The sequence below is a fragment of the Devosia sp. genome (assembly GCF_028290645.1).
Classification (GTDB): domain Bacteria; phylum Pseudomonadota; class Alphaproteobacteria; order Rhizobiales; family Devosiaceae; genus Devosia_A.
Map to the genome: position 1 here is coordinate 1 of NZ_JAQGJL010000229.1, position 10,039 is coordinate 10,039.

At 66.9% G+C, this 10,039-nt stretch carries 12 protein-coding genes; 8 read left to right on the top strand and 4 right to left on the bottom strand.

All coding sequences use genetic code 11. The annotated features are described in order from the left end of the window. The first annotated feature begins 166 nt into the window (after positions 1–166). A complete protein-coding gene (locus tag JWQ89_RS12905; protein ID WP_299641640.1) occupies positions 167–1,009 on the top strand; it encodes a carbohydrate ABC transporter permease in 843 nt (280 codons plus the stop codon). Between the two features lie 7 nt (positions 1,010–1,016). Beyond that, entirely contained in the window at positions 1,017–2,024 is a 1,008-nt protein-coding gene (locus JWQ89_RS12910; protein WP_299641642.1) for an ABC transporter ATP-binding protein, read from the top strand. Positions 2,025–2,197: 173 nt separating this feature from the next. Here the strand turns inward: JWQ89_RS12910 and JWQ89_RS12915 are convergent, their stop codons facing one another. The 3 genes from JWQ89_RS12915 to JWQ89_RS12925 form a co-directional block, all read right to left on the bottom strand. After that, entirely contained in the window at positions 2,198–2,725 is a 528-nt protein-coding gene (locus JWQ89_RS12915) for a GNAT family N-acetyltransferase (protein ID WP_299641644.1), read from the bottom strand. 32 nt (positions 2,726–2,757) lie between these two features. Beyond that, positions 2,758–3,669 carry an acetamidase/formamidase family protein gene (locus JWQ89_RS12920; protein WP_299641646.1) on the bottom strand — a complete coding sequence of 304 codons (912 nt, stop codon included), beginning with the start codon at positions 3,667–3,669 and terminating at the stop codon, positions 2,758–2,760. Between the two features lie 138 nt (positions 3,670–3,807). Continuing rightward, positions 3,808–4,425 (bottom strand): hypothetical protein, encoded by a 618-nt coding sequence (locus JWQ89_RS12925; RefSeq protein ID WP_299641648.1) that lies wholly within the window; start codon positions 4,423–4,425, stop codon positions 3,808–3,810. Positions 4,426–4,509: 84 nt separating this feature from the next. Between JWQ89_RS12925 and JWQ89_RS12930 the strand changes: the two genes are divergently transcribed. The 4 genes from JWQ89_RS12930 (at position 4,510) to JWQ89_RS12945 (ending at position 7,240) form a co-directional block, all read left to right on the top strand. Beyond that, positions 4,510–4,959, top strand: coding sequence for a hypothetical protein (locus JWQ89_RS12930; protein WP_299641649.1), 450 nt, complete (start codon positions 4,510–4,512; stop codon positions 4,957–4,959). A gap of 173 nt (positions 4,960–5,132) precedes the next feature. Then, the gene (locus JWQ89_RS12935) at positions 5,133–5,750 is read left to right on the top strand and encodes a trimeric intracellular cation channel family protein (protein WP_299641651.1); all 618 of its coding nucleotides are present in this window, start codon (positions 5,133–5,135) and stop codon (positions 5,748–5,750) included. Next, entirely contained in the window at positions 5,750–6,109 is a 360-nt protein-coding gene (locus JWQ89_RS12940; RefSeq protein ID WP_299641653.1) for a DUF4326 domain-containing protein, read from the top strand. Before JWQ89_RS12935 ends, JWQ89_RS12940 begins: the two co-directional genes overlap by 1 nt. 3 nt (positions 6,110–6,112) lie before the next feature. Continuing rightward, entirely contained in the window at positions 6,113–7,240 is a 1,128-nt protein-coding gene (locus JWQ89_RS12945; protein WP_299641654.1) for an iron-containing alcohol dehydrogenase, read from the top strand. Positions 7,241–7,277: 37 nt separating this feature from the next. Here the strand turns inward: JWQ89_RS12945 and JWQ89_RS12950 are convergent, their stop codons facing one another. Then, entirely contained in the window at positions 7,278–7,985 is a 708-nt protein-coding gene (locus JWQ89_RS12950) for a GntR family transcriptional regulator (protein WP_299641656.1), read from the bottom strand. A 65-nt stretch (positions 7,986–8,050) separates the two neighbouring features. Here JWQ89_RS12950 and uxuA point away from each other — a divergent pair, with 65 nt between their 5' ends. Continuing rightward, complete coding sequence (gene uxuA, locus JWQ89_RS12955; protein ID WP_299641658.1) at positions 8,051–9,268, top strand: mannonate dehydratase; 1,218 nt, start codon at positions 8,051–8,053, stop codon at positions 9,266–9,268. Further along, positions 9,268–10,039, top strand: a 772-nt coding sequence (locus JWQ89_RS12960; protein WP_299641660.1) for a Gfo/Idh/MocA family oxidoreductase, incomplete at its 3' end; no start/stop codon positions are given. The genes uxuA and JWQ89_RS12960, both read left to right, overlap by 1 nt.

The following is a 10,039-nucleotide window of genomic DNA, read 5'->3' on the forward strand; positions in this document are numbered from 1 at the left end:
CATGGGCGGGTTGTAGCCGGGGGTTGCTTGAGGCGCTCACCGGAGTGTGGAACTGGCTTTCATCCCTCTTGAGGGAAGTCAGAGTGGGGGTGGTGTCGTGAGCCACTGATGGACCCCCACCCCCGGCCCCTCCCCTCAAGGGGGAGGGGAGCCCGAGGGTACCACCATGGATAAGCTCTTCCGCCTGAAACCCCTGGAGCAACTTGTCGTCCAGTTCATCCTCCTCGCCTGGACGGCGGTGGTGCTGTTTCCGATCGGCATCGCGGTGCTCAACTCGCTGAAGCCGAACCTCGGCGAGGTTTACAAGGCGCCGTTCTCACTGCCTTCGGTCTGGAGCTTCGACAACTATTACGAGGCGTGGGTGGGGGCCAATTTCCAGGCCTATTTCCTCAACTCGGCGATCATCTCGATTTCGAGCGTCGTCATCGTGGTGTTCTGTGCCTCGACCACGGCGTTCGTGCTGGTGCGCCTGCCGTTCAAGGGCTCGAACTTCGTGTTTGCCTGCTTCCTGCTCGGAGTCGTCATCCCGATCCGCCTCGCCATGGCCCCACTGTTCGTCATCGTGAAGACGCTCGGCCTGCTCGACAACATCTGGGGCGTCGTCCTCGTCCAGTCGGCAGCAACCATGCCCGTTGCGGTGTTCATCCTCACCGCGTTCCTCCGCTCGGTGCCGGCCGAACTCGAGGAGGCGGCCCGCATGGATGGGGCGCTGCCGTTCGAGATCTACTGGCGCGTGGTGCTGCCCCTGGTCCGGCCGGCGCTGGCCACCGTGGCGCTGCTCACCTTCGTTTCCGCCTGGAACGAGTATTTTCTTCCGCTGATCTTCCTCCGCTCGGAGGCGAACTACCCGATCACGCTCGGCATCAGCCAGTTCCGGCTGCAGTTCGATGTGCAGTGGCACCTGATGTTCGCCGGCATCCTCATCATGCTGATCCCCACCATCGTCGCCTTCCTCCTCGCGTCGCGGCAGTTCATTGCCGGCCTGACGCAGGGCGGGCTCAAGGAATAACAAGCCAATGGCCGCCATCAAGATCCGCAACCTCAACAAGGCCTACGGCAAGGTGCGGGTGCTGCACGGGATCGATCTCGATATCGACGACAACCAGTTCGTGGTGTTCGTCGGCCCTTCGGGCTGCGGCAAGTCCACGCTGCTCAGGACCATTGCCGGCCTCGAGGAGAAGGAGACCGGCACCATCGAGCTCGACGGCCGCGACATCTCCGATGACGCCCCGGTCGATCGCGACGTCGCCATGGTGTTCCAGTCCTACGCGCTCTACCCGCAGATGAGCGTCGCCGAAAACATCGCCTTCCCGCTCTCCGTGGCGAAGACCGAGAGGGCGGTGATCGACAGGAAGGTGAAGGAAGTCGGAGAGCTGCTCCGCCTCACCGAGTATCTCGAGCGCAAGCCCGCCGCGCTCTCTGGCGGCCAGCGCCAGCGCGTCGCCATCGGCCGCGCCATCGTGCGCGATCCGAAAGTGTTCCTGTTTGACGAACCGCTAAGCAACCTCGATGCGGAACTTCGGGTCGAGATGCGGCTGCAGATCGCGCAACTGCGCCGCCGCCTCGGCGCCACTTTCATCTACGTGACGCACGACCAGGTCGAGGCGATGACGCTGGCCGACGTGATCGTCGTGCTCCGCCTCGGCGTCATCGAGCAGGTGGGCACGCCGCTGGAGCTCTACCACAAGCCCGCCAACCGGTTCGTCGCCGGCTTCATCGGCTCGCCGAAGATGAACTTCATCCCGGCGGCAGAGGTGAGCGGGCTCGACCTCAAGGGCGCCGAAACGGTCGGCGTCCGCCCGGAGCACCTCCACGTCGCCGCAGACGGCCCGCTCAAGGTCACGGTGCGTACCGTCGAGAACCTGGGCTCGATCTCCTACGCCTACGCGGCGCTCGCTGATGAAACGCTGCTCACCATCAGCCTGCCGCCGGACCATTCGGTCGCCGTCGACCAGGCGCTCAGCCTCAGCATCCAGCCGGGGAGGGCCTATCTGTTTGGCAAGGACGGGAAGACGATCGGCTGAGGCGAAGGCCTCCTCACCCGGTCCTTCGGACCGACCTCTCCTCCAAAGGAGAGGTGGCGTTGTGGCTCGATCACGCCGCCCGGCACCTCTCCCTTGGGGGAGAGGTCGGCGCGCAGCGCCGGGTGAGGGGGCCTTTCCCCCGCCCCGGCCTGTTCAACGGGGTCGGCACGTACCTACGGTCGCCGGATGGCGTAGCAGAGGATTTCGCCATCCTCGGGGTCGGTCCGGCGGCGGACTTGCGTAAAACCGCATTTCGTCAGCACCGCCTGCGAGCCGACCAGCAGGGGCAGCGTCTCCGCCAGCACCGCAGTCACCCGCGGATCGCGAAAGGCCCGCTGCACCAGGAGCCGCACGGCGCCCGAAGCGTAGCCTTTCATCCGATCGGCCTCGACGACCGAGTAGCCAATCTCGACCTCGCCCTTTTCGTCGGGCGGGCCCTTGTAGCCGGCGGTGCCTGCCAGCCGGCCATTGCCGATGATGTACCAGGTGCCGAAGCCCGGTTCCTCCGGATGGGCCTCAAGCAGGCCGCGCATCCATTGCCGCGTCTCCGGGCCGTTATATTCCGGCGGCCAGTCGATGGGTGGCAAGACACCGAGGAGTCCTGCCAGTTCGGCGCTGCTGCGGTCCTCAGCGTGCAGCAGGGCGACGGTCGCCACGATGATGGAGACATTGCCGTCGGTCTCGACCAAAGCTTGCTGCAACTCTCGCCGCCTTCCTGTGCCGGGTAGTGCGGCTACCGCCCCGGCAGCCATTTCTTCGCGATGCGGCAGACCATCGTGTAGGCCGGGTCGTAGACATTGCCGACATCGTAGCGCACCACCTGTCCCATCAGGTGGCTCGCGGCGGTCTTGGACAATCCGTAGTCGGTGGTCAGCCAGTTCAGCATGTCGGTGGTGGCGTGCTGCAGCGCCTGATCGAGCGGGCGGGCGTTGCCGACCGAGAAGATGTCCTCGGCGTTCTCGCCGCGCGGCCACACGAGGTTGCGCGCCTTCTCGAGCGTCAGCCGCACCTCGACCTCGTAGCTCGTCTCGATGCCGGTGCCGACGATCTCGCCGTCGCCCTGCACCGCGTGGCAATCGCCGAGGAAGAATAGCGCGCCTTCGACGGCGATCGGGAACCACACGGTCGCCCCGGGCCCGAAGCCGCGATAATCCATGTTGCCACCGTTCTCGGCGCTGGTGGCGGTCGAGAAGGCCTGGCCGAGCCCGGGCGCGACGCCGAAGCAGCCGATCATCGGCTCGAGCGGCAGGACGAAATGCTCGAGCCCCTTTACCGGTGGGTTCAGCTGCGCCGTGCCGGCCTGCCGATCGATCGCCCAGTTGGCCGCGTCGCGCGACGGCAGCTCCCGCACGGACTCGGGATCGACCACGTTGCCGGCCAGCGACGAGCGGGTCCAGCCGGTCGCCCGGTTCGGCGTCATGCGCACGATCTCCACCTTCAGCGCGTCGCCCGGTGCGGCGCCCTCGATGAAGATCGGCCCGTTCATCGGATTCGGCCCCGGCCGCCGCTGCACCCCGTCCTTGTCATGCCCGCTCGCATCGAGCGTATCGGTGATGACGGTGTCGCCCGACGCGACGGTCAGGGCAGGGGGGAGCGTGCCGAGGACATTGTGCCATTCGGTGGGGACGAAGCGGTGCGTGGTCATGAGGTGGATTCCGGTGAGGGGTTAAGGGGTAAAGGGTGATGCAAGGGTTGTCACCATAGACGGAAGCAGGTGTTCCCCATGGAAGCGCCCTTCCGCCCACACCGAGTTGGGGCGACTCCATCGCGTCACTTCGGCGCTTCAAATCCCCGCCAGCCACTCCGCATATTCCGCCTCGTGCCGTCCCTCGAAATTCGCCATCCCCGGCTTGGTCAGGACGCCCCGCCGCGGGGGAATGAACGAGTAGATCCGGCCGCGCCGGAACTCGCGCCAGTTGATGTTGACCGCGGCGAATTTGGGGAAGAATTCGAGATCGTCGTAGGGAAGGTGGTCGTGGATCCACCAGGCCAGCGCCTCCCAGCGGCCGGTCGCCTCGTAGTACGGGATCAGCGCGTGGACGATGACGCAGGCCGTCGCGCCCATGCCGCCCCGGGCGTCCCGTCGGTCCCAGATGTGTCCGGCGAAGTTCGCTTCGTTCCGCCCGCAGTTGAGGTCGTGCTCGTTGCCGAACCGGTTCACCTCGACCGAGCGGAAGGCCGACCGGATGGAGATGCGTCCGAACCGCGCCATCAGCGGCTCCAGCGCCTCCTCGCAAAGCCGCCGGCCGGCGGCGATGGCGAGATCGGGGTCGTCCGGGATGTTGGGAATGCCGTAGAAGCTCGCGATCTCCGAGTGGAGGAAGTCGCGCATGAAGAAGTTCTCGCTGAGCCGCACCCGCCCCAGATCTTCAAGCGCCTTCATGCTCTGCGGCTTGCGCATTGCCTCATCCCCCACTGTCCGACAGGCCCTAGTCTGCGCTATCCGTGGCCTCGCGGACCACCCGTTCCTGACTGGAGTTGCCAGATGTTGAAGCTGCTTGCCACACTTACCCTCATCGCCGCGCTCGGCGCGCTGCCCGCGATGGCTCAGTCCGATGCCGAAGTGGATGCGGCGATCGAGACCAATCTGGGGGATCCGGCGGCGTACCATGCGGCGTTCGATGCCATCCAGCAGGCGGTCGTGGACGAGCATCGGGAGGCGTTCGCCGCGTGGGTGGCGTATCCGATCAATGTCACCGCCGATGGGGAGGCGATGGTCATCGCGGATGAAGAGCAGTTCGTCGAGCACTACGACGGGGTCATGACCGACGAGATCAGGGACGCCATCACTGGTCAGCAGTGGCAGGACCTGTTCGTCAACTACAAGGGCATCATGCTCGGCGACGGCCAGGTCTGGCTCAATGGCATCTGCAAGGATGACGCCTGCGCCAGCTTCGAAGTGAAGATCATCGCCATCCAGTCGACGGTGAGCTAGCGCACCCCTCCCCCTTGAGGGGAGGGGTGGGGGTCTATCGGTTATCCACCGCGCCACCCCCTCCCTCATTCCCTCCCCTCAAGGGGGAGGGAGGCGCCTGACCAGACCAATGGCGGCTTGGCAAGCGGCTGCTGAGTCGCTCTAGTCCTCCGACGGAATCCCGGGGGGACGCCATGCTGCTGCAGGTCATTTTCTACATCGCCGTCGCGGCCGAGGCGATGACGGCGGCGCTCGCCGCCGGGCGCCGCAAGATGGATTGGTTCGGCGTCTGCGTCCTCGCCTCGGTCACGGCGCTCGGCGGCGGCACGGCCCGCGACCTGCTGCTCGGGCACTATCCGCTGATCTGGGTGGAGAACCCCTATCTCCTCGTCCTCTGCTGCGCCGCGGCGTTCGTCCCGATCGCGCTCGCCCGCTACATGGCGGCGCTGCGCTGGCCCTTCCTGCTGCTCGATGCGCTCGGGCTGGTGGTCTTTACCATCATCGGATGCAGTATCGCGATGGAGATGGGCCAGCAGCCGATCATCGTCATCGTCGCCGGGCTGGTCACCGGCATCGTCGGCGGGATCCTCCGTGATGTGCTCTGCAATGACATCCCGCTGGTGTTCTCGTCCGAGCTCTACGCCACAGTCGCCATCGTTTCCGGCGTCCTCTACTATCTCGGCCAGTCTGCCGGCCTGCCGCACGACGTGGTGATCGTCGGCACCATTGTCGTCGGTTTCACCCTCCGGGTCCTCGCCATCGTCTTCAAGCTCGAGATGCCGAAATTCGTTTACGACAAGGACCTGCGCTGATGCCCCGCCCGCAACGCCTGCAGCTCTCGCGCAAGGCCGGCTTCAACCTGCAGGAGACGTCGCGGGCGCTGAACGGCCTGCCGGCGAAGCTCGTCACGCGGCCGGGAAAGTGGGGCAATCCGTTCAGCATCGACGAGGTGGGGAAGCGCTACGGGCTGGATCCGGCGGCGGCGCAGGCGAAAGCCGTGGACCTCTGCGGGCAGTGGCTGCGCGGCACGATCGATCCGGCCCTGTCGCCGGGCGAGCCGCCGGCGCGAAACCTTATCCGCGACCAACTCGGGGGGCATAATCTCGCCTGCTGGTGCAAGGCCGGGACGCCCTGCCATGCGGAGATACTGATCGAACTGGCGAACGGATAGAGCATGGCGCGCATCAATTATCTCACGAGCATCGAGTTTGGCGCGGGGGCGCTCGGCACGCTGGCGGAAACGGTCGAGGAATTCGGGCTCGAGCGGCCGCTGCTGGTTGCCGACCACGGGGTGCTCGCCGCCGGGCTGGTGGCCGAGGCGCTGGAGCATTTGCCCGCCGGAACGCCGGTGTTCCTCGAAACGCCCCCCAACCCCACCGAAGGCGCTGTACTGGCCGCGCTCGAGCAATATCGCGCCGAGGGCTGCGACGGCATTGTCGCCATCGGCGGCGGCTCGCCGATCGATCTTGCAAAGGGCGTGGCGCTGCTTGCGACCCATCCCGGCCCGCTCGAGCAGTATGCCTTGATCTATGGCGGCCTCGACCGCATCGGGGCGGGGGTGGCGCCGCTGATCGCGATCCCGACTACCGCCGGCACCGGCGCCGAGGTCGGGCGCGCCGCGCTGCTGACGCTCGAGGATGGCCGCAAGCTCGGCTTCATCTCCCCGCACCTGATCCCGAAGCGGGCCATCTGCGATCCGGTGCTGACCTACGGCCTGCCGGCCGGGTTGACCGCCGCCACCGGGCTCGACGCGCTCAGCCATTGCATCGAGACGCTGTGCTCGCCGCGCTTCAACCCGCCGGCCGAGGCCATTGCGCTCGACGGGGCAGGGCGCATCTGGCGCAATATCGAGACCGCGTGGCGCGAGGGCCGGAACGCCCCGGCGCGCGCCGAAATGATGATGGGCGCGCTGATGGGCGGGCTCGCCTTCCAGAAGGGGCTCGGGGCCGTGCACGCGCTCAGCCATGCGCTGGGTGGGCTCAAGGACGTTTCGCTCCATCACGGCACCCTCAACGCCATCCTGATGCCGCCTGTGCTCCGCCTCAACGCGCCCGAAATCGGCGACAAGCTGAGCCGGCTCAGGGAGGCGATGGGCTTGCCGCCCGCCACCAATGTGGCGCGAGAGCTCGAGGCGCTCAACCAACGTCTTGGCATCCCGGCGGGCCTGCGCGTCCTGGGCGTCCGCGAGGATCATTTCAACTGGGTGGTCGAGCGCGCGCTCGCCGACCACAGCCACGCCACCAACCCGCACCACGCGACGGCAGCGGACTACCGGAGTTTGCTGGAAGCGGCGATGGGTTAGTTGCCGAGGCCGGTGCGCGTTGACCCCCGCTGGCCTGTCAGTCGTCCGCAAACAGGTCCGGATGGTCCTCCGCCAGTCGCGGCAGGGAGGGTACGATCTCGTTGAGGTGCCTGCACATCATGGCGGATGCGGCGTCGGCGTCATGCCGCTCCAGGGCGTCGACGATCGCGGTGTGCTGCGCCACGACCTGCGGCCGGGGCGTGGCGTCGGGGAAGCCGAGGAAGCGGACGCGGTCGAGCTGGGCCTTGAGGCTCACCACATGCCTCCAGGCGTGTTCGACGCCGGCATGCTTGGCAATGGCGGAGTGGAACTCGTCGTCGAGACGCATGAACTCGGCGAGGCTGCCCGACAGCGCTACCTGCTGCACCTCGAGGAGGTAGCGCAGTTCCGCGACCCCTTCCGGCGTGACGGCGGCGGCGGCTTTCCGGACGACGGCCAGTTCGATCGCCTCGCGGATGAAATGCGAGTTTCTCACCTCGCGGATGGAGATCAGCTTGACGAAGGTGCCGCGCTGCGGCCGCACTTCGACCAGCCCGGTCTCGGCCAGCTTGATGAAGGCCTCGCGGACCGGCTGGCGCGATACGCCCATCTGGCGGGCCAGCTCCGCTTCCGACAACGAATGGCCGGGCCGGAGCTGCAACTGGACGATGGCGCCTCGTACAGCGTCATAGACGCGCAGGCTCATCGTCGTCTGGCGAACGCCAGCCGTATTTGGCTGTTTCGCCAGCTCCAGTTCAATGGTCATGTTGACTCCCCCGATGGTGCCATACTAGCACCGGCCGGCGCTGTTGGAAGCGCGGAGGAGCCCAAATGAGGCAGACTTGGCGCTGGTTCGGTCCAGCCGACCTGGCAAGTATCGACGACATCGTGCAGGCCGGCGCGGAAGGCGTGGTCACCGCGCTGCACCATGTGCCGAACGGGGTCGTCTGGAGCGCCGAGGAGATCGGCAAGCGCCAGCAGCAGGTCAGCGTCAGGACCGACGGCGCGCCCTCGGGCATCGCTTGGGACGTGATCGAGAGCCTGCCGGTTTCCGAGGACATCAAGAAGCAGAAGGGCGACTGGCGCGAGCACGTCGCCAACTACAAGCAGAGCCTCCGCCACGTTGCCGCGGCCGGCCTCCGCGTCGTCTGCTACAATTTCATGCCGGTGCTCGACTGGACCCGCACGGACCTGCGCTACCAGGTTGCCCATGGCGGCACCTGCATGCGATTCGACATCAACGATTTCGCCGCCTTCGACATCCATATCCTCCAGCGCCCGGGCGCCAGCGAAGACTTCTCGCCCGAGGTGGTGGAAGAGGCGGCGCGCCGCTTTGCCGGGCTCGATGAGTCGGCCCAGCGGCAGCTCGCCCGCAATGTCACCATGGGGCTCCCAGGCTCGACCGAGAGCATGACGCTCGACGACGTCCGCGCGCATCTTGCCGAATACGGCCACATCTCGGCCGACCAGCTGCGCGAGCACTTCCTCGACTTCCTGTCCGAGGTCGTCCCGGTGGCCGAGGAAGTCGGGGTCCGCCTCTGCTGCCACCCCGACGATCCACCGTTCTCGCTGCTCGGCCTGCCGCGCATCATGTCCACCGCCGCGGACTACCGGCAGGTGCTCGACACCGTCGACAGCCCGGCCAACGGCATGACGCTCTGCTCCGGCTCGTTCGGGGCGCGACCGGACAACGACCTGCCGGCGATCATGGAGGAGTTCGGACCGAAGGTGCATTTCCTTCACCTCCGCAACGTCAAGCGCGACGGCACCGCCATTGCCGGCTCGTTCTTCGAGGCCGAGCACCTCGGGGGGGATACCGATATGGTGGCGCTGATCGCCGCTGTCCTCAAGGAAGAGGCGCGCCGCAAGCGGGAGGGCCGGGAGGACGCGCAGATCCCGATGCGGCCCGACCACGGGCAGGACATCCTCGACGACCTCGGCCGTCGGGCGCAGCCGGGCTACCCGACCATCGGCCGGCTCAAGGGCCTCGCCGAACTGCGCGGCGTGATGAAGGCGCTCGAGCACCGCGAATACGGGCTCCACGCCTGATGGCGCCCATCCGCTTCGGCATGATCGGTGGCGGCTGGCGCGCCGAGTTCTTCACGCGGATCGCGCGTGAGCTGCCGGATCGGTTCAAGCTCGTCGGCGTGGTCCAGCGCGACCACGCCAAGGCCGAGGCGTTCGGGGCGAAATGGGGCGCGCCGGCGTTCGCGACATATGCGGAACTGGCGAATCTCCAACCGGATTTCGTCGTCCTATCGGTGAAGCCCGACGCGCATCTCTCCATACTCACCGAGCTGCACCGCCTTGGCCTTGCGGTGCTCTGCGAAACGCCGGCGGCGCTCGATGTCGAGACCATGATCGCCATCTGGCGGCTGGTGGAGCAGGGGCTGCGGCTCCACATCGCGGAGCAGTACCTGTTCCAGCCGCTGCATGCGGCGCGGCTGCAGTTGATCGCCAACGGGGCGCTGGGGCGGGTGGATTTTGCGCGCGTTTCGACGGCGCACGGCTATCACGGCACGAGCCTGATCCGGAAATTTCTTGGCATCGGGTTCGAGGATGCGACCATCTGCGGCAAGGTTTGGACGTCGCGGGCGTTGCAGGGGCCGAGCCGTGCCGGCTGGCCGGAGAGCGAGCGCTTTGCCGAGACGACGCAGACGCTGGGCGAGTTCGATTTCGGCGACCGGCTCGGGCTATTCGACTTCACCGACGTGCAGTACCGCTCGCCAGTGCACTCGCATCGCGTGGTGATCCGCGGCGATCGCGGCGAGATCGCTGACCTCGAGTTCAGGGTGATGCCGGAATATGCGCACCCGGTGA

Excerpts from the sequence above, each read along its gene's own strand:
- JWQ89_RS12905 (WP_299641640.1), top strand. The coding sequence starts at position 167 with ATGGATAAGCTCTTCCGCCTGAAACCCCTGGAGCAACTTGTCGTCCAG.
- JWQ89_RS12910 (WP_299641642.1), top strand. The coding sequence starts at position 1,017 with ATGGCCGCCATCAAGATCCGCAACCTCAACAAGGCCTACGGCAAGGTG.
- JWQ89_RS12920 (WP_299641646.1), bottom strand. The coding sequence starts at position 3,669 with ATGACCACGCACCGCTTCGTCCCCACCGAATGGCACAATGTCCTCGGC.
- JWQ89_RS12925 (WP_299641648.1), bottom strand. The coding sequence starts at position 4,425 with ATGCGCAAGCCGCAGAGCATGAAGGCGCTTGAAGATCTGGGGCGGGTG.
- JWQ89_RS12930 (WP_299641649.1), top strand. The coding sequence starts at position 4,510 with ATGTTGAAGCTGCTTGCCACACTTACCCTCATCGCCGCGCTCGGCGCG.
- JWQ89_RS12935 (WP_299641651.1), top strand. The coding sequence starts at position 5,133 with ATGCTGCTGCAGGTCATTTTCTACATCGCCGTCGCGGCCGAGGCGATG.
- JWQ89_RS12940 (WP_299641653.1), top strand. The coding sequence starts at position 5,750 with ATGCCCCGCCCGCAACGCCTGCAGCTCTCGCGCAAGGCCGGCTTCAAC.
- JWQ89_RS12945 (WP_299641654.1), top strand. The coding sequence starts at position 6,113 with ATGGCGCGCATCAATTATCTCACGAGCATCGAGTTTGGCGCGGGGGCG.
- JWQ89_RS12950 (WP_299641656.1), bottom strand. The coding sequence starts at position 7,985 with ATGACCATTGAACTGGAGCTGGCGAAACAGCCAAATACGGCTGGCGTT.
- uxuA (WP_299641658.1), top strand. The coding sequence starts at position 8,051 with ATGAGGCAGACTTGGCGCTGGTTCGGTCCAGCCGACCTGGCAAGTATC.